The 23,083-nt window shown below is 72.7% G+C and carries 17 protein-coding genes; 14 read left to right on the top strand and 3 right to left on the bottom strand.

The window, feature by feature from the left end; all coding sequences use genetic code 11:
- The first annotated feature begins 5 nt into the window (after window positions 1–5).
- Genes ACWDR0_RS04710 through ACWDR0_RS04700 form a run of 3 tightly spaced genes read left to right on the top strand, consistent with a single transcriptional unit; the run spans window position 6 to window position 4,512 of the window.
- On the top strand, window positions 6–1,592 hold the full coding sequence (locus ACWDR0_RS04710) for a glycosyltransferase family 4 protein (protein WP_456350156.1): 1,587 nt from the start codon (window positions 6–8) through the stop codon (window positions 1,590–1,592).
- Window positions 1,589–3,232: a glycosyltransferase family 2 protein gene (locus ACWDR0_RS04705; RefSeq protein WP_456350155.1), complete on the top strand. Its 1,644-nt coding sequence runs from the start codon at window positions 1,589–1,591 to the stop codon at window positions 3,230–3,232. Before ACWDR0_RS04710 ends, ACWDR0_RS04705 begins: the two co-directional genes overlap by 4 nt.
- Entirely contained in the window at window positions 3,229–4,512 is a 1,284-nt protein-coding gene (locus tag ACWDR0_RS04700) for a nucleotide sugar dehydrogenase (protein WP_456350154.1), read from the top strand. Before ACWDR0_RS04705 ends, ACWDR0_RS04700 begins: the two co-directional genes overlap by 4 nt.
- A gap of 78 nt (window positions 4,513–4,590) precedes the next feature.
- Here ACWDR0_RS04700 and ACWDR0_RS04695 read toward each other — a convergent pair whose 3' ends face one another.
- From ACWDR0_RS04695 to ACWDR0_RS04685, 3 genes are all read right to left on the bottom strand, one after another.
- The gene (locus tag ACWDR0_RS04695) at window positions 4,591–6,231 is read right to left on the bottom strand and encodes a N,N-dimethylformamidase beta subunit family domain-containing protein (RefSeq protein ID WP_456350153.1); all 1,641 of its coding nucleotides are present in this window, start codon (window positions 6,229–6,231) and stop codon (window positions 4,591–4,593) included.
- 246 nt (window positions 6,232–6,477) lie between these two features.
- Window positions 6,478–7,653 (bottom strand): acyltransferase family protein, encoded by a 1,176-nt coding sequence (locus ACWDR0_RS04690; RefSeq protein ID WP_456350152.1) that lies wholly within the window; start codon window positions 7,651–7,653, stop codon window positions 6,478–6,480.
- 213 nt (window positions 7,654–7,866) lie between these two features.
- Window positions 7,867–8,463, bottom strand: a complete 597-nt coding sequence (locus tag ACWDR0_RS04685) for an acyltransferase (protein ID WP_456350151.1) — start codon at window positions 8,461–8,463, stop codon at window positions 7,867–7,869.
- Window positions 8,464–8,890: 427 nt separating this feature from the next.
- Here ACWDR0_RS04685 and rplU point away from each other — a divergent pair, with 427 nt between their 5' ends.
- The 11 genes from rplU to ACWDR0_RS04630 all read left to right on the top strand — a co-directional run bounded on the left by rplU (window position 8,891) and on the right by ACWDR0_RS04630 (window position 23,064).
- Complete coding sequence (rplU, locus tag ACWDR0_RS04680) at window positions 8,891–9,211, top strand: 50S ribosomal protein L21 (RefSeq protein WP_456350150.1); 321 nt, start codon at window positions 8,891–8,893, stop codon at window positions 9,209–9,211.
- 14 nt (window positions 9,212–9,225) lie between these two features.
- On the top strand, window positions 9,226–9,480 hold the full coding sequence (gene rpmA, locus ACWDR0_RS04675) for a 50S ribosomal protein L27 (protein ID WP_006349338.1): 255 nt from the start codon (window positions 9,226–9,228) through the stop codon (window positions 9,478–9,480).
- A 221-nt stretch (window positions 9,481–9,701) separates the two neighbouring features.
- Window positions 9,702–11,141 (top strand): GTPase ObgE, encoded by a 1,440-nt coding sequence (obgE, locus tag ACWDR0_RS04670; protein WP_456350149.1) that lies wholly within the window; start codon window positions 9,702–9,704, stop codon window positions 11,139–11,141.
- 245 nt (window positions 11,142–11,386) lie between these two features.
- Window positions 11,387–13,573, top strand: a complete 2,187-nt coding sequence (locus ACWDR0_RS04665; RefSeq protein ID WP_456350148.1) for a glycosyltransferase family 4 protein — start codon at window positions 11,387–11,389, stop codon at window positions 13,571–13,573.
- A gap of 196 nt (window positions 13,574–13,769) precedes the next feature.
- The gene (locus ACWDR0_RS04660) at window positions 13,770–15,269 is read left to right on the top strand and encodes an SDR family NAD(P)-dependent oxidoreductase (RefSeq protein WP_456350147.1); all 1,500 of its coding nucleotides are present in this window, start codon (window positions 13,770–13,772) and stop codon (window positions 15,267–15,269) included.
- A gap of 136 nt (window positions 15,270–15,405) precedes the next feature.
- The gene (locus ACWDR0_RS04655; protein WP_456350146.1) at window positions 15,406–17,532 is read left to right on the top strand and encodes a hypothetical protein; all 2,127 of its coding nucleotides are present in this window, start codon (window positions 15,406–15,408) and stop codon (window positions 17,530–17,532) included.
- A 181-nt stretch (window positions 17,533–17,713) separates the two neighbouring features.
- Window positions 17,714–18,841, top strand: coding sequence for a glutamate 5-kinase (gene proB, locus ACWDR0_RS04650; protein WP_456350145.1), 1,128 nt, complete (start codon window positions 17,714–17,716; stop codon window positions 18,839–18,841).
- A 135-nt stretch (window positions 18,842–18,976) separates the two neighbouring features.
- On the top strand, window positions 18,977–19,498 hold the full coding sequence (locus ACWDR0_RS04645; protein ID WP_456350144.1) for a hypothetical protein: 522 nt from the start codon (window positions 18,977–18,979) through the stop codon (window positions 19,496–19,498).
- A gap of 113 nt (window positions 19,499–19,611) precedes the next feature.
- Window positions 19,612–20,898, top strand: coding sequence for a glutamate-5-semialdehyde dehydrogenase (locus ACWDR0_RS04640; RefSeq protein ID WP_456350143.1), 1,287 nt, complete (start codon window positions 19,612–19,614; stop codon window positions 20,896–20,898).
- Window positions 20,899–21,035: 137 nt separating this feature from the next.
- On the top strand, window positions 21,036–21,608 hold the full coding sequence (locus tag ACWDR0_RS04635) for an SCO2584 family spore wall biosynthesis protein (RefSeq protein WP_456350142.1): 573 nt from the start codon (window positions 21,036–21,038) through the stop codon (window positions 21,606–21,608).
- 283 nt (window positions 21,609–21,891) lie between these two features.
- On the top strand, window positions 21,892–23,064 hold the full coding sequence (locus tag ACWDR0_RS04630) for an SCO2583 family membrane protein (protein ID WP_456350141.1): 1,173 nt from the start codon (window positions 21,892–21,894) through the stop codon (window positions 23,062–23,064).
- Window positions 23,065–23,083 lie beyond the last annotated feature (19 nt).

The raw sequence follows: 23,083 nt of genomic DNA, 5'->3' as shown, positions 1-23,083 counted from the left end.
TGTCCATGGAAACGCAGAATGCCGGCGCGGGCCGAACCACCCGGGGACGCGTCGTCATGCTGGTCGACAACAAGGTCGAAGGGGACTCCCGGGTCCAGAAGGCCGCCGAGTCCGCTGCCGCGGCCGGGTGGGACGTCGTCCTGCTCGGGCTGGTCCGCTCCGGCAACGGGCGCACCTGGAAGCTGGGCGACGCCGAGGTACGGCTGCTCCCGCTGAAGACCCCCCTCGCCAAGCGCCACGCCGAACGGCACCGCTCCCCGCTCCGCCGTCCGCTGGCCTACGCGCCCGGCCCCATGTCCGCGTACCGCCGCCAGTGGGCCAAGGCCTGGCGCGCCGATGTCGCCACCCGGCGGGCCGCCCTGCGGGTCGCCCCCCAGGCCGTCGGCACGCCCCTCTTCCGCAAGGCGGAGAAGGCCCGGCTCGCGGTCGCGGGCCCGGTCTCCAAGGCCGTCCAGAAGTGGGTCGGGTTCCGGTCCCGCCAGACCAGCCAGGCCCAGAAGGCCGGCCGGGCCCTGCGCGGCCCCCTCGACCGTGCCTTCACCGCCTCCTGGAAGTCCCTCAAGGGCCCCCGCGCCTGGCGCCGTCTGGAGCCGGTGCTCTGGGACTACGAGCTGACGTACGGCAAGGAGATCGACGCCCTCAAGCCCGATCTGATCCACGCCAACGACTTCCGGATGCTGGGCGTCGGCGCCCGGGCCGCCATCCGCGCCCGCGCCGCGGGCCGTACCTGCAAGCTCGTCTGGGACGCCCACGAGTACCTCCCCGGGGTCCGCCCCTGGGAGGACAACGCCCACTGGATCCCGGGCAACACCTCCCACGAGAGCGAGTACGCCCCCTTCGCGGACGCCGTGGTCACCGTCTCCGACGGGCTCGGCGATCTGCTGAAGGAGCGCCACGGCCTCAAGGAGCAGCCCACGGTCGTCCTCAACGCGCCCGACCGGCCCGCCGGGGCCGAGGAGCTGGCGGAGGAGATCTCCAAGGACGGCAAGCCCGTGCCCGACCTGCGCGAGCTGTGCGGCATCGGCCCGGACGTCCCCCTGGTCGTCTACAGCGGCTCCCCGGGCCCGCAGCGCGGCCTCGGCGACATGGTGGAGGCGCTGCCGCAGCTCGACGGCGTCCATATGGCCTTCGTGGTCCCGGCGCCCGCCGCCGGCTATATCCAGGGCCTGCTGCGCCGCGCCCAGGAGCTGGGCGTCGGCGACCGGCTGCACGCCGTGCCGTACGTCCCGCACTGGCAGGTCGTGCCGTTCCTGTCCGCGGCGAACGTCGGCTGCATACCGATCCACCACTGGCCGAACCACGAGATCGCGCTGATCACCAAGTTCTTCGAGTACTCGCACGCCCGGCTGCCGCTGGTCGTCAGCGATGTGAAGACGATGTCCGAGGTCACGCGCTCCACCGGCCAGGGCGAAGTCTGCCGTGCCGAGGACGTCGCCGACCTGGTCCGGGCCATCAAGGCGGTGCTCGCCGACCCGGAGAAGTACCGGGCCGCCTACGACACCCCGGGACTCCTGGACAACTGGACCTGGGAGGCGCAGGCGGAGGTCCTGGACGCGCTCTACACCAGGCTGGTGCCCGGGAGCGGCTCATGACGACCGTGCCCGACGTCACCGTCGTCATCGCCGTCTACAACACCATGCCCTATCTGGTGGAGTGCCTGGAGTCGCTGACCAACCAGAGCATCGGCCGCAAGAAGCTGGAGATCGTGGCGGTCGACGACGGTTCGACCGACGGCAGCGGTGAAGAGCTCGACCGCTGGGCCGCCCGCTACCCGGACACCGTCAAGGTCGTCCACCAGGAGAACTCGGGCGGCCCCGCGGGCCCCAGCAACCGGGCGCTCGACCTGGCCACCGGCCGCTATGTGTTCTTCATAGGCTCCGACGACCATCTGGGGAAGGAGGCGCTGAAACGACTCGTCGACTGCGCCGACACCCACACCTCGGACGTCGTGGTGGGCAAGATGGTCGGCACCAACGGGCGCTATGTCCACCAGGCGCTCTACCGCGCCAACGATCCGGACATCAGCCTCTACGACTCGGCGCTCCCGTTCACCCTCGCCAACACCAAGCTGTTCCGGCGGGAGCTGATCGAACGCCACAAGCTGCGCTTCCCGGAGGACCTGCCGGTCGGCAGCGACCAGCCGTTCACCATCGAGGCCTGCGTCCGGGCCCGGAAGATCTCCGTCGTCGCCGACTACACCTGCTACTACGCGGTGAAGCGCGGCGACGCGGGGAACATCACCTACCGCGCGGACCACCTCGCCCGGCTGCACTGCACCGAGCGCATCATGCGCCATACGGCCGGTCTGATCGAGGCCGGTCCCCGCCGGGACGCGGTGCTGAAGCGCCACTTCACCTGGGAGCTGACCAAGCTCGTCCAGGGACCCGACTTCGCGGCCCTCGACAGCGCCGTCCAGTACCGGCTCTGCAACGGGATCGCCCAGCTCGCCGACGAGTACCTGACCGAACCGCTCAACGAGTCGCTCGGCGTCCAGGCACGGGTACGGATCGCACTGGCCCGCCGCGGGGACGTACGGCTGCTCAAGCAGGCGAACGAGGCCGAGGCCCCCGGTGCCGCGGTGCCCTTCGTCCTCGAGGGCGAGCACGCCTACGCCCGCTACCCCGGCTTCCGGGACGCGCTGGCCGGCCTGGACGACGAACTGTTCCGGCTGAACGACGAGGCCGTGCCCAAGCGGCTCGCCGACGGCACCCGGCTGGTCGCCGCCGACTGGGAGCAGAACGGCGACGACCTGGCCGTCTCCCTGGCGGTACGGGTGCCGGTCACCGGCACCCCGGAGGCGCTGGCCGGGGTCGCCCTGCGGCTGGTCCCCAAGGCGTTCTCCAAGGCGAGCGACAAGACCGGCGCCCGCCGGATGCCCGACGCCGACTCGGTGCCCCCGACCGACGCCCTGATCACCCGGGAGCCGGACGAGGACGGCACGGGGACCGTGCTGCGCGTCACCTTCCCGCTGCCGGCCACCCGGGTCCGTACCCACCCCCGGGTGTTCCTGACGCTCGGCGGGATCCGGCACGAGGTCGCCGTGGCGGTCGGCGAGACCCCGCTGCCGCTGGCCAGACGGTGGCGTGAGAAGGTCCCGTACCGTGTGTCGGCGAATGCCACTCCCAACGGCCGGCTGATGATCACCACGGCGCCCCTGTGGGGGCCCGAGGAGAGCGTGAGCGGACGAGTGCGACAAGTGATGTCCCGTGTGAAGAGGAAAATGTCCCGATGAAGATCTGTGTAGTCGCGCTCGGCAAGATCGGTCTGCCGCTCGCGGTTCAGTTCGCCGCCAAGGGCCATCAGGTCGTCGGCGCCGATGTGAACGAGAAGGTCGTCGAGCTGGTCAACGCCGGCACGGAGCCCTTCCCCGGTGAGTTCGACCTGGACCGCCTGTTGAAGGAGACGGTCGGCGCCGGGCTGCTGAGCGCCACCACCGACACCGCCGCCGCGGTCGCCGAGTCGGACGCCGTCGTCGTGGTCGTCCCGCTGTTCGTGGACGCCGACGGGGTGCCGGACTTCGGCTGGATGGACTCCGCCACCCGCGCCATCGCCGCCGGTCTGAAGCCGGGCACCCTCGTCTCGTACGAGACCACCCTGCCGGTCGGCACCACCCGTACCCGCTGGGCGCCGATGCTGGAGGAGGGCTCCGGCCTGACCGCCGGCAAGGACTTCCACCTGGTCTTCTCGCCGGAGCGGGTGCTCACCGGCCGGGTCTTCGCCGACCTGCGCCGCTACCCGAAGCTGGTCGGCGGCATCGACGACGCGTCCGCCGCCGCCGGTGTGGCCTTCTACGAGCAGGTCCTCGACTTCGACGAGCGCGAGGACCTGGCGCAGCCCAACGGGGTCTGGGACCTGGGCACCGCCGAGGCGTCCGAGCTGGCGAAGCTGGCGGAGACCACCTACCGCGACGTGAACATCGGCCTGGCGAACCAGTTCGCCCGCTTCGCCGACAAGAACGGCATCGACGTCAAGAAGGTCATCGAGGCCTGCAACTCCCAGCCGTACAGCCACATCCACCAGCCCGGTATCGCCGTCGGCGGCCACTGCATCCCGATCTACCCGCGGATGTACCTGTGGAACGACCCCGAGGCGACCGTGGTCCGCTCGGCCCGTGAGGCCAACGCGGCCATGCCCGACTACTCCGTCGACCTGCTGGCCGCCGCCTACGGCGACCTCAAGGACGTCAATGTGCTGGTCCTGGGCGCCGCCTACCGCGGTGGTGTCAAGGAGACGGCGTTCTCCGGCGTCTACGGCGTGGTGGAGTCCCTGAAGGCCCGGGGCGCCAACCCGTTCGTCTCGGACCCGATGTACACGGCCGACGAGCTGGTGGCGCACGGGCTGCCCGCGCACGCCGGTGAGAAGGTGACCGCCGCGATCCTCCAGGCCGACCACGCCGAGTACCGCGAGCTGGCCGCCGCCGACCTGCCGGACGTCACCGTCCTGGTCGACGGCCGGCGCACCACCGACCCGGAGCGCTGGGCGGGCGTCCGGCGCGTGGTGATCGGCGGCTGAACCCCGTCCGCGAACGCGCGAAAGGCCCCCGTACGGCAGCCCGGCTGCCGTACGGGGGCCTTTTCCGTACGCCCCGCCTCACCGCACCGTCGCGCCGGGGCCGGTCCGGGGGGAAGATCCGGTACCGGTCAGCCGGCCGGTCAGATTGGCGGTGGCGCGGCGGATCCGGGCCCGGGTGGCGAGCGACAGCCGGAGCCTGGTGCCGGTGTACCGGTCGTCGTCGACCAGGGCGAGGGGCCAGTGGAAGGTGCCCGCCATGAAGACCGTGCCGCCCCCGGCGTGCTCGGTGACCGCCGTGTTCTGGGTGCGCGGCGCGGAACCCGGCCGGGAGTCGGTGTAGCGGGACTTCGCCAGCAGGACCCGGCGGGCCCCCGGGGGCTCCGGGGCGTTCCCGTTGTACGCGTCGGCTTCCACACCGATCATGTCGGGCAGCCGTTCGCCGTCCTTCACCCCGGTGCCCTGCCACAGCCAGTGTCCGGCCGACTGCACCACGAGGGGGGCGGGCTTCTTGACGATGCCGTTGAACTGGATGCCGAGCAGCCGCTGTTCGGCGAGGCTGCCGTCGGCCGCGATCTCGCGCCAGCGGACGGTGGCGCCCGCGGTGCCGGGCGCGGGGTCGTCCCGTGTCTTCCAGCAGGCCATCACCCGGTTGGGGCGGCCCTTCGCGGACTTCTCCAGCCGGACGTGGAAGTAGACGTTGTTGGCGCCGAGGAAGGCGAGGTTGCGGCCCGAGGCGACGGCCCGGGTCGCTGCGTCGTACATCGGCTTCGACCAGTACTCGTCGTGGCCGGGGAAGAAGACCGCGGCGTACTGGGCGGGGTCGACGGTGCCGTCGTGCAGGTCGATGCTGCTGGCGTAGGTGATGTCGTGGCCCTCGGACTCCGCCCAGCGGGCGTAGGAGGTGTCCATGTTGAACCAGGACGGGGTGCCCGAGCCCGAGTAGGGCCGGTCGAAGGAGACCTCGACGGCGCGGTGCGGGAAGCCGCCGGGACGGCCGCCGGGGCCGTAGCCGCCGTACAGGTTCTTGCCGGCCCGCCGGTCCTTGGGCCACATGTTGTACGCCTGGTACGTGGTGAACGGGATCACGCAGAGCAGGGCCGAGGCGCGCTGCGGTTCGCGGACGACGAAGGGCGTGGAGCTGCGGTGGCCCTCGTCGGAGGTGAAGACGGCCTGGTAGAGGCCGGAGCGCCAGTCGTCGGGTATCCGTACGCTCCAGGAGACCGGCCAGGAGCAGGCGACGGTGCCGGTCCCGGGGCGGGGCTCGGGCACGGCCCGGCGGTGTCCGGGCAGGGGCGCGCTGGTGGTCATCAGCCGGGCGCCGCGGCCCCCGTAGTGGCCGATGCGGTAGACCGCGATCCGGTAGGTCCGGGCCCGGGCCACGGATATGTGGAAGTCGACCACCTCGCCGTGTCCGGCCGAGGTGGTGGAGGCGTAGCCCATGATGTCGCCGGTCCGGTCGTCCGAGGCGCGGCGGACGGAGGCGTCGGGGAGCCAGCCGCGGGAGCCCGGCAGCCGGTTCTCCTCGGCGATGCTCCGCAGCGGTGCGCCGTCCGCCGCGATGGGTTCGGCGGGCATCACGGGAACCGCGGGGGACGCCGGGGCACTCTTGGGGAGGGGCGTCTCGCGCAGGGTGCAGGCGACGGCCCCGGTGCCCACGCCGCCGGTGGCGGCCCCGATGCCGAGCAGCGACAGCACGGTACGGCGCGGTGGTCTTGACATGGCTTCCTCCCGGTGCTTGCGGGAGGTAAGAGGGCCGGTCCCCGGAAAGGGTTGCGCCTTTTCCGGCACCCATATCAAGGCATGACTGGATTCATCTCTTATCGGCGTTCGGTGACAAAGATCCGGAATGAGTGAATCCGCGTGGTGTCGCGACGGGCCGCCGCGGTACGGGAAAACGCCGAGGGGCGCCCCGGCCGGGGCGCCCCTGTGAGCGGATCGGGTCGGCGGTACCAGTGGTGGGCGGTACTAGTACCGGTGCGCCGGGTTCCGGTGCTCCGTCGGGTACGCGGCCTCCTTGGCGAGCCGCTTGCGCAGCCACTGCTGGGACGGCTTCTCGACCAGCCGGTACACCAGCCAGGACAGCAGGATCATCGCGGCCGTGGTGACGGCCAGGGTCTCCCAGGCGCCCAGCGGGCCGTACAGCTCCCGGATCATCGCCCAGCCCAGCTCCTCGTGGAGCAGATAGAGCGGGTACACCAGGGCGCCCGCGGTGGCCAGCCACTTCCAGCGGACCCAGTCGGCCTTCCGCAGCGCGATCACCAGCACCAGCAGATAGAACACGGTCACCAGGGCGAGGGCCACATACGGGTCGCGGTCCATGCCCTTCGCCTTCAGGCCGTCGGCGTGCTGGACCAGGTCGGTCTGCATCACCAGCCAGCTGGCCGCGAGCAGCAGCCACAGCTTGAGGTCCGGGCCGAAGCGGTACATCAGGTACATCGTGATGCCGGAGACGAACAGGGCGGTGTTCAGCGGCTGGGCGAAGATCCCCAGCAGCGGGATGTCGGTGTCCTGCTGGACGAGGACCCCGGCCAGCAGCCACAGCCAGCAGAAGATCGTCACCCGCAGATAGTCCAGGCCCTTCCAGAGCACCACCAGGAAGATGAGGTAGAAGGTCAGCTCCACCCAGAGCGTCCAGTAGGCGCCGACCAGATGCTGGGCCGAGAGCGGCACCTGGAGCATGGTGATGTTGGTCAGCGAGTCGCTGATGCTGGGCACCTTGCGCTCCCCGTCGGGTATGCCCCGCCAGATCAGCACGGCGACCACGATGGAGAACCAGTAGGCCGGGAAGAGCCGGACGAACCGGGCCCGGACGAAGTGGCCCGGTGTGCGGTCCCAGGCCGACATGCAGATCACGAAGCCGCTGATGATGAAGAAGAGCTGGACGCCGTAGGACCCGTAGGAGGTCACCGGGAAGATGGACGGGAAGAGGTCCTTCTGGTTCACCCCCCAGTTGGCGTCCGTGGCCGCGTCGATGCCGGTGTAGTGGAAGAGCAGCACCGCCAGCGCGGCGACGACCCGCAGCGCGTCGAGCGCGTACAGCCGCGGCGGACCGCCGGCCTTGGGAGGGGTGCTCGGGGCGCCGGGGCTGCTGGTCGTGGTGCTCCCCGGCTGACCCGGGGCCTGGAGATCGCTCAGGGACATCTGTCGGCCTTGTCGCTCGGTGGGAGCGCCCGAACGGGCGGGCGCCCCGTGCGTACCAGGAAAGGAAGGAGGGCCGGGGGGACGGGCCCCGGGGCGGATACGGCCCCGGGCCGTCCGGCGGCCGGCCGGATACCGCGGATGCCGGGCGGGGGCGGCCCGGCACCGGCGTTCCGTGCCCCGGAGCGGTGACGGCACCGCTCCGGGCAGGGGGGATCAGGCTTCGGTGAGGCCGTTCCCGGTCTCCCGGTAGAGACGGCCCGACTTCGGGCACTCCCAGACGCCGGGCTCGCCCGCGCGCTCCACCAGCTTGACGCCCTCGTGGCCGACCCAGCCGACCTGCTTGGCCGGTACGCCGACGACCAGCGCGAAGTCGGGGACGTCCTTGGTCACCACGGCACCGGCGGCGACCATCGCCCAGCGGCCGATGTTCAGCGGGGCCACACAGACCGCGCGGGCGCCGACCGACGCGCCGTCGGAGATCTTCACTCCCACGGCCTCCCAGTCGCCGCCGCGCTTCTGCTGGAAGTCGGGGTCCACCGAGCGCGGGTAGTGGTCGTTGGTGAGGACCACCGCGGGGCCGATGAACACGCCGTTGCCCAGCTCCGCGGGCTCGTACACCAGCGCGTAGTTCTGCAGCTTGCAGTTGTCGCCCATCCGCACGCCCGTGCCCACGTAGGCGCCGCGCCCGATGACACAGCCCTCGCCCAGCTCGGCGTCCTCCCGGATCTGTGCGAGCTCCCAGACACTGCTGCCCGCGCCGACCTGGGCGGACTCGGCCACCTGGGCGGTGGGCTGGACCCTGTAGTTCACTGTGGAAAGCCTTCCGGACGGAGTGGGACGGGCCGGGGGGTACGGGGGAGGTCCGCGGCCATCGCGGCCGGGCGCGGGGCACGGCCGGAACGGTGGGTGACCCGCCGGAGCCCCGGTGTCGCACCGGCCCCGGGCGGCCGGGGGCGGGCCCGGCTCCGAGGGGCGAGCATACGTCCCCGACAGGGACACGCCATCGAGCAGGCCCCGGTTCCGTCCCCGGGGGCCCGGTTTGACCCCCCGCGAGGCCGACCCGTACCCTTGACCGTCGGCGTGTCTGTTGCGCGCCAGTCCCTGAGCACCTCCCTCCGCCCGGCGGTGGACACCACCGCGCGGAGAGGCCGCTCATCCATCCGGACTCATCACGGCTCCCGGGCCGTGTGAGCGGCTGGCTTCAGGGGCTTCCGTTCCGAGCGAGAGAGAGATCCGCGTGTACGCCATCGTGCGCAGCGGTGGCCGTCAGCACAAGGTTGCTGTCGGTGACATCGTTGAGGTTGACAAGATTCCCACCGCCAAGGTTGGCGACACGGTAGAGCTCTCTACCCTGCTCGTTGTCGACGGCGACGCCGTGACCAGCGACCCGTGGGTGCTGGCCGGTATCAAGGTCCAGGCCGAGATTGTGGACCACCACAAGGGCGCCAAGATCGACATCCTTCGCTACAAGAACAAGACCGGCTACCGCCGTCGCCAGGGTCACCGCCAGCAGTACACGGCGATCAAGGTCACCGGCATCCCCACGGCTGCGAAGTAAGGGACTGAGGAGACATGGCACACAAGAAGGGCGCATCGTCCACCCGGAACGGTCGCGACTCCAATGCTCAGCGGCTCGGCGTGAAGCGCTTCGGCGGTCAGGTCGTGAACGCCGGTGAGATCCTGGTCCGCCAGCGCGGCACCCACTTCCACCCCGGCGCCGGCGTCGGCCGTGGTGGCGACGACACCCTGTTCGCGCTCCAGGCCGGTGCGGTCGAGTTCGGCCGTCACCGTGGCCGCAAGGTCGTGAACATCGTCCCGGTCGCCTGATCCAGGCACCCGGCAGGACGTTTTCGCGAGGGCGGACCTTGCTCCCCGACGGAGTCCCGGTTATTCCGGGCCCGTACGGGGAAGCGGGTCCGCCCTTCGCGTGTTAGCAGTAGGAGAGCGGAGGCACCGCCCGTCGAGGCGGGGCGCGTCCGCCACAGGGACCCGGCCGCCGTCACCCCGACCCCGGCCGCTTGCGCAGTGACTTTCTGGAGGACCATCCCATGACCACCTTCGTGGACCGCGTCGAGCTGCATGTCGCCGCGGGTAACGGAGGCCACGGCTGTGCCTCCGTCCACCGTGAGAAGTTCAAGCCCCTCGGCGGGCCCGACGGCGGCAACGGCGGGCGCGGCGGCGATGTGATCCTCGTCGTCGACCAGTCGGTCACCACCCTCCTCGACTACCACCACAGCCCCCATCGGAAGGCCACCAACGGCCAGCCCGGCGAGGGCGGCAACCGCTCCGGCAAGGACGGCAAGGACCTGATCCTGCCGGTCCCGGACGGCACGGTCGTCCTGGACGGCCAGGGCAATGTCCTCGCCGACCTCGTCGGCCACGGCACCAGCTTCGTGGCCGGCCAGGGCGGCCGCGGCGGCCTGGGCAACGCGGCGCTGGCCTCCGCCCGCCGCAAGGCCCCCGGCTTCGCGCTCCTCGGCGAGCCCGGCGAGTTCCGCGATGTCGTGATGGAGCTGAAGACCGTCGCCGACGTGGCCCTGGTGGGCTACCCCTCGGCCGGCAAGTCCTCGCTGATCTCGGTCCTCTCCGCCGCCAAGCCCAAGATCGCGGACTACCCCTTCACCACCCTGGTGCCCAATCTGGGCGTGGTCACCGCGGGCTCCACGGTCTACACCATCGCCGATGTCCCCGGACTGATCCCCGGCGCCAGCCAGGGCAGGGGCCTGGGCCTGGAGTTCCTCCGCCATGTGGAGCGCTGCTCCGTCCTCGTCCATGTCCTCGACACCGCCACCCTGGAGTCGGACCGGGACCCGCTCTCCGACCTCGATGTGATCGAGGAGGAGCTGAAGCAGTACGGCGGGCTGGACGAGCGCCCCCGCGTGGTCGTCCTCAACAAGATCGACATTCCGGACGGGCTGGACCTGGCCGAGATGGTCCGCGGCGATCTGGAGGGCCGCGGCTACCGCGTCTTCGAGGTCTCCGCCGTCGCCCGCACGGGCCTCAAGGAGCTGTCGTACGCCCTCGCGGGCATCGTCGCCGAGGCGCGTGCCGCAAAGCCGACGGAGGAGGCGACCCGGATCGTCATCCGGCCCAAGGCCGTCGACGACGCCGGTTTCACCGTCGTCCGCGAGGAGGACGGGCTCTACCGGGTGCGCGGCGAGAAGCCGGAGCGCTGGGTGCGCCAGACCGACTTCAACAACGACGAGGCCGTCGGCTATCTCGCCGACCGGCTCAGCCGGCTCGGCGTGGAGGAGTCGCTGATGAAGGCGGGCGCCCGCGCGGGCGACGGCGTCGCCATCGGCCCCGAGGAGAACGCGGTCGTCTTCGACTGGGAGCCCACCGTCATGGCCGGTGCCGAGATGCTCGGCCGCCGCGGTGAGGACCACCGTCTGGAGGCTCCGCGCCCCGCCGCCCAGCGCCGCCGCGACCGCGAGGCCGAGCGGGACGACTCGGAGCGGGCGTACGACGACTTCGACCCCTTCCAGTAGGCGACGACGCCTTTTCCGGGGAGTGCAACGGGGCGCCCCCTCGCCGGTCCGCCGGTGAGGGGGCGCCGCTGTGCACGGGGGTTCGCGGGCACCCCTCCGGGTTCGGAAGAATGGGCCCCGTCTCGCAACCTCCCACCCTCCGTCGGACGTCTTCGGCCGACGGAACCCACCGACGGCGGACGTCGTAATTCCGGGCCGGTCGTGAGCCACTGCCACCCCGTCCCGGAACAGTGAACGGAGCCTTGATGAAGATTTCCTTCCTCATCCACACGGCCTACGGCATCGGCGGCACCATCCGCAGCACGCTGAACCTGGCGAACGCGCTCGTGGACCGGCATGAGGTGGAGATCGTGTCGGTCTTCCGGCACCGCGACGTCCCGCTCTTCCCCGCCGACCCCCGGATCACCCTGACCGGGCTGGTCGACACCCGCCCCGGCGCCCCGGAGGCCGGGCCCGACGAGGGTGCCCATCTCGAACCGTCCGCGCTGATGCCCCGCCACGAGAGCCGCTACCGCGAGTACAGCGCCCTCACCGACGAACGGATAGCCGCCCACTACGAGGCGTCGGACGCCGATGTCGTCATCGCCACCCGCCCCGCGCTGGTGCCCTGCCTGGCCCGGTCCGCCCCCCAGAACGCGGTGCTCGTCGGCCAGGAGCACATGAGCCTCGGCTACCACCCGCCGGAGCTGGTGGCGGAGCTGCTGCCCCGGCTGGACGTACTCGACGCCCTGGTCACGGTCTCCGAGGCGGACGCGGCGGCCTGGCGCGGCCGGCTGCCCCAGGCCGACACCCGGGTGCTCGCCGTGCCCAACGGGGTCCCCGAACCCGGCCTCGCGCCCGCCGGCCTGTCGGAGAAGCTGATCGTGGCGGCCGGGCGAACCTCCCGCGCCAAGCAGTACGACACCCTGCTGCACGCCTTCGCCCGGGTCGCCGCCGCCCACCCCGACTGGCGGCTGCGGATCTACGGCTGGGGCCCCGACCGGGAGCGCGTCCGCCGGCTCGTGCACCGCCTCGGCCTGCACAACAGCGTGGAGCTGATGGGGTCCGTGGCACCGATGGAAGCCGAGTGGGTCAAGGGGTCCGTCGCGGTCTCCACCTCCCGCCACGAGTCCTTCGGCCTCACCATCGCCGAGGCGATGCGCTGCGGGCTGCCGGTCGTCAGCACCGACTGCGACCACGGCCCCCGCACGATCGTCACCGACGGCGAGGACGGACTGCTGGTCCCCGTCGGCGACAGCGGCGCGGTCGCCGGCGCCCTGCTCCGGCTGATCGAGGACGAGCCGCTGCGCCGCCGGCTCGGCGCGGCGGCCCGGACGTCCGCCGCCCGCTTCGACCCGGCCGCCATCGCCAAGCAGTACGAGGAGTTGCTGGCCGCCCTGGGCGCGGGCCCCCTCCACCGCACCCGCCCGGACGGCCCCGCACCCCGTACCCGCCCCTTCGCGCCGCTCGCGGACTGCGTCACCGGGGACGACGGATCCCTGACCGTACGGATCACGGAGCCCCAGGCCGCCGCCATGCAGTACCCCGGGCTGCGGCTGGTCTGCACCCGTACCGGCAGCGGCAGTGACGACGAGAGCCCCGCCACCGCCGCCGCGCCCGCCGCGCGGGGCAAGGGCCGGGCGGGCGGCCGCAAAGGCGCCCGGGGCGGCGCCCGCCGCCCCCGTACCGGCACCGCCCCCGACCGCGCCGAACACGTCTTCCCCTTCGCGCCGGACGGCACCGCCGTCATCCCCGCGGGCACCGTCTTCGCCGACGGGCAGTGGACCTGCCACACGGAGGACCCCCGCACCGGCAAGCGGACCCCGCTGGCCGCCGGCACGGTCGACCAGCGCGGACTGCTGCGCGCCGCCGGCCGGTTCGCCAGGGACGCCCCCGTCCACCACCTCGTACCGTTCCGCGACCCCGACGGCCGGGTGCTGACGCTGCGCTCCTGGGTCCGCAGGCTGCATGTCGAGGCCGGCGACCTCACCGCCGACGAGTACCGGCTCACCCTCACCGGCCGGATCCACGGCCCGGTCGAACCCGCGGGCGAACCGACCCTGATCCTGCGCCGCGACGGCGACCCCACCGGCGAGATCGTCTTCCACGGCACCCGCGAGGGCACCCGCGGCTTCTCGGTCACCCTCGACTGCGAAGCCGTCGCGGACCGATGGGAGCAGGACGGACCGGACGGACCGGAGGAGGGCGTATGGCACCTGTGGCTGCGCTACAGCCCCGCACAGGACCCGGTGGCGGTGGGTCGTCTCCTTGACGATGTGCTCCGGAAGAGTGATGTGCGGACCTATCCGGACGTCCTGCTCCACAAACAGCGGTCCCTGCTGCTGGCCCGCCGGGTACTGCGCCGGATCCGGGGCCGTGACCAGCGGCTGGTGGTGCTGAAACCGGCCTTCGACGACGTGAACCGGCTCGTCCTCCATGTGAGGGACCGATGACCGTCGCCGACATATCCCCCCACTCTGTGCACTCCGTCACTTCACAGGGTCTTTACGGCACCCCCAACGCGCCTGGCCACAGGGTGAACGACCCGTGTCCCGGCGGTGTGCGGAGGGATATGCCCGCCTTGCGAGACGGTCACGCAGAGTGCGACCATCGCTCCGTCCCCCACCCGAATCAAGGTTAGGTCCGTCTGTGTCCGCACCACATGTAGCCAAGCCCCGAACCACGGCCGTCGTGCTCGCGGGGGGCACCGGGCAACGGGTGGGTCTGTCGATCCCGAAGCAGTTGCTGAAGATCGCGGGCAAGGCCGTCATCGAGCACACCCTGACGATCTTCGAACAGGCCGATGCCATCGATGACGTGATCGTTCTCATGGCGCCGGGCTTCGTCCCCGAGGTCGAGAAGATCGTCACCAGAGCGGGCCTGACCAAGGTGAAGCAGGTCATCGAGGGCGGCTCGACCCGCAACGAGACCACCGAGCGGGCCATCGCCGCGCTCGGCGAGGGGCTGGCCCCCGGCGAGGACCTCAACGTCCTCTTCCACGACGCCGTCCGTCCGCTCCTGTCACAGCGAGTGATCCAGGACTGTGTGACGGCCCTCGACCGCTACCAGGCCGTCGACGTGGCCATTCCCTCCGCCGACACCATCATCGTCACCCGCACCCACGGCGACGACGGCGAGTTCATCACCGATGTCCCCGACCGCTCCCGGCTGCGCCGCGGCCAGACCCCGCAGGCCTTCAAGCTCTCCACGATCCGCCGGGCCTACGAGATCGCCGCGGGCGACCCCAACTTCCAGGCCACCGACGACTGCACCGTGGTCCTCAAGTACCTGCCCGACGTGCCGATCCATGTCGTCGCGGGCGACGAGTACAACATGAAGGTGACCCAGCCGGTCGACGTCTTCCTCGCCGACAAGCTCTTCCAGCTCGCCTCCACCGCCGCCCCCGCCCAGGCCGACGAGGCCGCCTACCGCGAACTGCTGGCCGGCCGCACCCTCGTCGTCTTCGGCGGCTCGTACGGCATCGGCGCCGATATCGCCGCACTCGCCGAGCGCTACGGGGCCCGGGTGTACGCCCTCGGCCGCTCCACCACCGGCACCCACGTCGAGAACCCGGAGCACGTCGACGACGCGCTCTCCCGCGCCTACGCCGAGACCGGCCGCATCGACTACGTCATCAACACCGCCGGGGTGCTGCGGATCGGCAAGCTCGCCGAGACCGACAACAACACCATCCTCGAAGCGCTGCACGTCAACTATCTGGCCCCGGTCCAGATCGCCCGCGCCGCCTACAAGTACCTGGCCGAGAGCAAGGGGCAGCTGCTGCTCTACACCTCCTCCAGCTACACCCGCGGCCGCGCCGAGTACAGCCTCTACTCCTCCACCAAGGCGGCCATGGTCAATCTGACCCAGGCCCTGGCGGACGAGTGGGCGGGCGACGGGATCCGGGTCAACTGCGTCAACCCCGAGCGCACCGCCACCCCGATGCGCACCAAGGCCTTCGGCACCGAGCCCGCGGGCAGCCTGCTCTCCTCCGAGGCCGTCGCCCGCACCTCGCTGGACGTCCTGCTCTCCGAGCTGACCGGCCATGTCGTCGACGTACGCCAGCAGGACCCCACCCGGGACGCGACCGAGGCCTCCGGCTTCGAGCAGGCCCTCGCGGCGCTCCTCGACCGGCAGGGCGACGTGTGACCGGGACCGCCGCGGCCCCCGGCCGCCCGCCGGGCACCCGGCCCGGCCTCCCGGGCGCCTCCCGCGCCCCCCGCCCCTTCCCGTCGCCCGTGCTGACGAAGCACCACCGCCCGGCACCGTTTGGAGCAGGTTCCCCGTGATTTCGACCGCCATCCGTCTGGTACGCGTCGGCAGCCGCTCCGAGCTGGCCGCCGCGGCACTCCTCGGACTCGGCTATCCATGCGTCCTGCTCGCCGCGCTGCTGCCGAGCGTCCCGTTCTTCGCGGCCGCCGCGGCCGTCACCTACCTCGCCGACTGGTATCTGCACCGGAAGGGCAGCTATCTGCTGAACCGGCTGAGCAAGGTCCGGGTCGGACTCTCCATCCGCTTCCTCCTCCGCCAGCTGCTGCTGGTCCTGCTCCTGGCCCGGGAAGGGCTCGCCGAGACGCCGCTCTTCTACACCGCGGTCGCCGGCTTCCTGGTCAGCTACGGCCTCCAGGCCCCGCACGGCGCCCTCACCACGCTGATCCGGCTCCGCCGCACCCTCCCGGTCGTCACCCGCAACGTCGACCTGCACGCCGTACGCATCCCCGACGCCCCGCCGCGGGCGCTGCTCCGCCGGGCCGGCGAGAAGATGCTCCACCTCGACCTGCCCGCCGTCGCCGGAGTGCTGGTCGCCGCCGCCACCGGCCGGGACGCGATCGGCTACGCGGGCATCGCGGCCACCGTCGCCCTCGGACTGCTCTACACCGCGGTCCTGGTGCCCTACCTCCGCAGCCGCCGGGTCCCCCCGGCCCCCAAGGTCCTCAAGGCCGTCAACCAGTGGCTGCGCGAGTACCGCCCGACCGTCGTCCTCTACTTCTCCGGCGGCAACTCCTCGGCCTACCAGGTCAATATGTGGCTGGAGACCCTGGAGCAGATCGACGGCCGCCCGCTGATCGTCATGCGCGAGCGGGAGCTGATGCCGAAGCTCAGCGAGACCGCGGTACCGGTCCTCTGCGTCCCCGGCGGCACCCACACCATGAACCTCGACCTCTCCACGGTCCGGGTCGCCCTCTACTCCGCCAACGTCGGCAAGAACATCCACATCCTGCGCCAGCCCGCCATGAAGCACGTGTTCATCGGCCACGGCGACAGCGACAAGCTCGCCTCCGTCAATCCCTTCAGCAAGGTCTACGACGAGGTGTGGACCGCCGGCCGGGCCGGGCGCGAGCGCTACGCCCTGGCCGATGTCGGCGTCCGCGACGAGGACATCGTCGAGGTCGGCCGCCCGCAGCTGGCCCCCATCACCACCTGGACCGGCCGGACCAACAACCCGGTCCCGACCGTGCTCTACGCCCCCACCTGGGAGGGCTGGGACGACAACCCCGGCAACACCTCCCTGCTGCTGGCCGGCGAGAACATCGTCCGCAGGCTGCTCGCCGCCGACCGACCGGTCCGCGTCGTCTACAAGCCGCACCCCTTCACCGGCATCCGCAACAAGAAGGCGAAGGCCGTCCACGAGCGGATCACGGCCCTGCTGAAGACCGCCGCCGCCGAACGCCGCACCGACCCCCGCTGGGCCGCCGAGAGCGCCGCGGGCAAGGCCGCGCGGGACAAGGCCGCCGCCCGGATGACCGCCGTCGAGGCCGAGCTGGCCGTACTGCTGAAGCCCGGCCGTGCGGGCGGCGACGAGGCCGAGCGGTCCCGGGACTCCGTCTCCGACCCGGTCCGCCTGGCGCGTACCGCACAGCTGCGGGCCGAGTGGAACGAGGCGTACTGGGCCTCGGTCGGCTGGTGGGAGCACCGGGTCGTGACCGGCAACGAGCCCCGGCTCTACGACTGCTTCAACCAGTCCGACGCGATGGTCTCCGACATCTCCAGCGTCGTCTCCGACTACATGGCCAGCGGAAAGCCCTACGCCGTCACGGACTCGGCCGGTCTGGGCGCCGAGGAGTTCCAGCGGCAGAACACCGCCGCCCGGGCCGCGACCGTCCTCAGCAACAGCGCCGTCGAACTGGACGAGCTGCTGGCGGCCGTCGCCTCGCCCGGGGCGGACGGACTGGCGGGCGCCCGGCGCGAGCTGAAGCAGTACCTCCTCGGCCCGGACCACCCCACCTCGATGGAACGGTTCAACTCGGCCGTCCGCACCCTCCAGGCCGTCGCCGAGGCCCGCAACCGGGGCGTGGCGCAGCGGACCGGCGAGCACGCGCAGGGCACCGTACCGCCGCTGCTGCCGTCCCCGGCCCCGGCCGACGAGGCCGCGGAGGAGACCAACGGCTCCGAGGCGCCGGTCGCGGGCTGACCGGGGAGCACGGCGGGAACGCCGCGGCGGGGGCGGTACGGCACGGGCCGGACCGCCCCCGCCGCCGTATGTCTCCCGCCCGCGCCGATGCCGGTGTTTTCGGCCACCGGCCGGGCCCGTTGGCTGTCCAGCCGGTGAGAAGTCGCGGCGCCGGAGCCGCGGCCTGGCATAGATTCGGTCCGTGACAGAGGCTAGGCAGCAGGTGACGCAGGCCCGCAGGATCGTCGTCAAGGTCGGTTCGTCCTCCTTGACCAGCGCGGCGGGAGGGCTCGACGCCGACCGGGTCGACGCCCTGGTCGACGTACTCGCCAAGGTCCGCAGCGGGGGCGAGAAGGAGATCGTGCTGGTCTCGTCGGGCGCCATCGCCGCCGGCCTGGCCCCGCTCGGCCTGGCCCGCCGGCCCAAGGACCTCGCCCGGCAGCAGGCCGCGGCCAGCGTCGGCCAGGGGCTGCTCGTCGCCCGCTACACCGCTTCCTTCGCCCGGCACGGCGTACGGGTCGGCCAGGTCCTGCTCACCGCCGACGACACCAGCCGCCGGGCCCACTACCGCAACGCCTACCGGACCCTGGACCAGTTGCTCGCCATGGGCGCGGTCCCCGTGATCAACGAGAACGACACCGTCGCCACCGACGAGATCCGGTTCGGCGACAACGACCGGCTCGCGGCGCTCGTCGCCCATCTGGTCCGGGCGGACCTGCTGGTCCTCCTCTCGGACGTCGACGGCCTGTACGACGGCGACCCGGCGCGCCCCGGCACCTCCAGGATCGACGAGGTGCGCGGACCGGCCGATATCGAGCACGTCCAGATCGGCAGCGCGGGCCGGGCCGGGGTCGGCACCGGCGGCATGGTCACCAAGGTCGAGGCCGCCAGGATCGCCACCGAGGCCGGGGTCCCGGTGGTCCTCACGTCCACCGTGAGCGCCGCGGACGCCCTGGCGGGCCGGACCACCGGCACCTTCTTCCACCGCACCGGCCGCCGCTCCGCCGGGCGGCTGCTCTGGCTCGCCCATGCCTCCACCCCCCAGGGCGCCCTGGTCCTGGACGACGGCGCGGTCCGGGCGGTCGTCCAGGACCGCAAGTCACTGCTCCCGGCCGGAATCGCGGCCGTCGAGGGCGAGTTCACCGCGGGCGATCCGGTCGAGCTGCGCGACACCGCGGGCCGGGCCGTCGCCCGTGGCCTGGTCAACTACGACGCCCGCGAACTCCCCCCGCTGCTGGGCCGCTCCACCCGGGAACTCGCCCGGGAACTCGGTCCGGAATACGAGAGGGAGGTCGTACACAGGGACGATCTCGTGGTGTTGCACCCCTGAAACGGCTGAAACCACCGTCAACCAACAGGGACCTTTACCAAAACCGCCCCACGTCCGGTCCGGGGCTGGTCAACTTTGTTGCGGGGGCACTGCGGGGGGCGCAGCACCACGACACACGCAATCGGGAGGCCGCCTGTGACCATCGCGCGCCCGGGGGACACACCCCGAGGCAACAACGGTGTCCGCTGCGTGCACGGGGCGACGGGCACCGAGCGGCCCGTCGCGGCGCCCGCCCGCGGCGTACGGTCCGAACGGACCCTCACGAGCGTCGGCGACCGCGCCCCGGCTCCCGGCGAGGACCAGATCCAGTCCTTCTCGTCGAAGCTGTGGCACATCACCCTGAGCGTCTCGGGCGCCGAGGCCCCGCTGGCGGAGGTCCGCCGCGGCCTGGAACAGCTCGCCCACGACCATCCCTTCCTGCTGACCAGCCGCTATGCCAACGACCATGCCGAGATCCGGTACTGGGAGGAGGCCCGCGATCTGCACGACGCGGCCGCGGTGGCGCTGCGGCTCTGGGGCGAGCACCGGTCGACGGCGAAACTGCCGCCGTGGACGATCGTCGGCCTGGAGGTCATCGACCGCCAGACCTACCACCAGCGCCTGGCGGAGGGCTACGGCCCGCCCCCGGCGGCGCGGGTCGGCGTCCACCCCTTCTGACCCGGTACGGCCCGCTGCCCGGCCGGCCTTCCGACCCGGTACGGCCCGCCGTACGGCGTCTCGGAGTACGGGATGCCGGCCGGGTACCTGCGCGGGCCCACTACCCTGCGGGTATGACGACGTCGCCCGCATCGCCCGAAACCCTGACCCCCGTCGGCCGGGCCGCCCGGCTCGCCCGGAGCGCCGCCGAACAGCTCGCACCCCTGCCGCGCGCGGCCAAGGACGCCGCGCTGCTGGCCGTCGCGGACGCCCTGGAGGCCCGTACGGACGAGATCGTCCGGGCCAATGCCGAGGACGTCGCACGGGCCCGGGAAAGCGGGACCGGCGAGTCGATCGTGGACCGGCTGACCCTCACCCCGGAACGCGTCCGGGCCATCGCGGCCGATGTCCGCGACGTGGTCGCGCTGCCCGACCCGGTGGGCGAGGTCGTCCGCGGCTCCACCCTCCCCAACGGGCTCGACCTGCGGCAGGTGCGGGTGCCGCTCGGTGTCGTCGGCATCGTCTACGAGGCCCGGCCGAACGTCACCGCCGACGCCGCCGCCCTCTGCCTCAAGTCCGGCAACGCCGTACTGCTGCGCGGATCCTCCTCCGCCTACGCGTCCAACACGGCCCTCGTCCAGGTGATCCGGGACGCCGTCGAGGCCGCCGGGCTCCCCGCCGACGCGGTCCAGCTGGTGCCCGGCGAGTCCCGGGAATCGGTCCAGGAGCTGATGCGCGCCCGCGGGCTGGTCGACGTCCTCATCCCGCGCGGCGGCGCCGGGCTGATCCGCACCGTCGTGGAACAGTCCGTCGTCCCCGTCATCGAGACCGGCACGGGCAACTGCCATGTGTACGTCGACGCCGAGGCCGACCTCGACACGGCGGTCGCCGTGCTGATCAACTCCAAGGCCCAGCGCCCCAGCGTCTGCAACGCGGCGGAGACCCTCCTGGTCCACCGGGACATCGCGCCCGCGTTCCTGCCGCGCGCCCTGGAGGCACTCGCCGACGCCGGGGTCACCGTCCACGCCGACGGGGCCGTCGCGGCCTACGGCGAGGACAGCAAGGCGACGGTCGTCGCGGCCACCGACGAGGACTGGGAGACCGAGTACCTCTCGTACGACATCGCCGCGGCCGTGGTGGACTCGCTCGACGACGCGGTGGCGCACATCCGGCGCTGGTCCTCCGGGCACACCGAGGCCATCGTCACCACCTCGCAGGCCGCGGCCCGCCGCTTCACCCAACTGGTGGACTCGACGACGGTCGCCGTCAACGCCTCGACGCGGTTCACCGACGGCGGCCAGTTCGGCTTCGGCGCGGAGATCGGCATCTCCACCCAGAAGCTGCACGCCCGCGGCCCGATGGGGCTGCCCGAGCTGACCTCCACCAAGTACATCCTCACCGGCGACGGCCACATCCGGTAGCCGCCCGCCCGGCCACCGGGGCCCACCCGTCCACGACGGCCCGCCCGGCCACCGTGGCCCGTCCCCCCGGCGGGCGGGCCACGGAGAGTGCTTCCTCCGTCTGCCCAAACGGCCCTCCCGGGTCTACTCTGAATGACGTGCCGGACGACGTGGGGGGCAGGCCGTTCCCGGACGGCTGGGAGCCCGACGACGACCGCGGAGGCGCGGACGAGGACCTCGCCCCCGTGGTGTTCGACGAGGACTTCGTCAATGCCGCCGCCTTCCACGAACCCACCGCGGTGGAACGCCTGCTGGCCGCCGCCGAGGCCCGTGCGGAGGCCGAGGCGGCCCGCGCCGCGGGACGGGGGCCGGGCACCCCCGACGAAGACCGCTACGGCGGCGCGTACGGCGGCTACGACGGCGGCGCAAGCCCCGACGGCCGCCACGGGCCCGCCGCCGACTGGTCCGACCCGTACGGCTCGCACGGCGGCGCGCTGCGCCCGTACCGGGGCGCCGCCCGCTGGCACCGCCCGGTGGCCTGGGCGCTGGCCCTGCTGATGGGTGTCGGCATGGTCGCCCTCGCCTTCAGCGCGGTCTACCGGGGTGCGGTGAGCAGCCGCCAGGACCAGATCCCGCCGCCCGCGACGACGGGCGTCGACCGGGCCCCGACGGCCCCGGCCACCCTCGCTCCCCCCGGCACCCTCCGCGCCCCCACCCCGAACCCCACCTGAGCCCCCGGCGGGGCCGGGCAGCGTCCCGGGCCTGGGCAGCGCTATAACGTCGTTACAGGCTCCTTCCCCTCTCACCGGCCCACACGGGCACCGGCCGTGCTCCGCCCTGCGGTGCGGCAGCCCGGCGCCGGAGGGGCACGCCTCCGGGCCCTGTTGCGGCGCCGCCCGGGCACATCGCGCCGCCCGGGCGTACGGCGCCGTACGGGTGCATCCGGGGTACTCCGCCGGACTTTGGGGTGTCCGGACGCGTTTACCGGAGGCCCGGCGGACCAACCCTCTGAGTATGGCTGGGCGTGGAGACCCGCCCGAGGGGGTTCCCGAGGGGCTCCCCGGCGGCGGAGAGGACGAGTACGGAGCCGTCGTCTTCGACGAGTCGTTCGTCCGCGCTGCCCGGCTCCAGGAGTATTCGGCCCGGGAGCGGACGGGCCCGGACGCGCGGGCGGTCCGCACCCTGCCGTCGCCCGGGTCCGGCGCCCGCCGGGGCGCCCGCGGCGCATGGGTGGTGATGGCGCTGGCGCTGCTGCTGGCGGTCTCCGTCGCCACGGCGATCCATATCGGGCTGCGCCGCTCCCCGGGCGCCCCCGTCACCGGTGCCCGGGCCGAACCGCTCCGGATGACCGTGGTCCCGCTGGCGCCCTCCGGGGCGGTCCCCGGCGGGGAGCCCGCCGCTCTCTACCACCGCAGCCAGGCCGCCCGGCACCGGATCGCCGCCTCCGGCATCGCGCTTCCCGCGATCCGGCGCACCTCCGGCTTCTCCGAGAGCGAGGTGCGGACCGCGCTCTGGGTGGCCAAGGAGTATCTGGTGATGTCGTCGCTGAACCCGTCCGTGCTCTCGGGCGGTACGGTCCGTCCGGTCCGGGTCCTGCTCGACCCCGGCCAGCTCGACGCCTTCGACCGGGATGTCGGTTTCCGGATCGGCGCCCGGCCGTCGGCGAGCGGCTGGCTGATCCGTTTCGACCCGGCGAAGGCCGTTCTCGCCGATCCGGCCGTACGGGTCCGGGGGAGCCTGGAGTACGCGGAGTCCGGGACCGGCAGTCTGGAGATCACCTCCAGCCACACCTTCACCTACGCCCTCCGCCCGGCGGCCCCGCCGGGCGCCTCCCGGGCGCCCTCCGCTCCCGCGGTGGCCGATCCGGGCCGCCGGGACCCGGCGTCCCTCTTCGTGGCCCGCCGGGAGCTGCGGCTCCGCTTCGACCACGAGGACATCCTGCGCCACCGCACCGAACTCGTCACCAGCCATCTCCAGGCGGGTCCGCAGTCCTGCTCGGCGGAGCCCGCGGGCGCCCTGCGGCCGCTGCTGGCGGGGGAGCGGGCCGCGCCCCCGGCCCCGGCCGGGACCGATCCGTACGCCACGGCCACGGCACCCGCGGCAGGGCTCTGCGGCTCCCTCTCCCCGGCGGCCCAGCCGACCCCGGAGACGGCCCCCCGGGGGCCCCGGCCGCCCCCGTCCGGCTGACCGGCCCGGGGCAGCCACC

The organism is Streptomyces sp. NPDC003691 (genome assembly GCF_053981115.1).
Note: the sequence above shows the minus strand (reverse complement) of the source record. Positions and strands in the feature narration are given on the sequence as shown.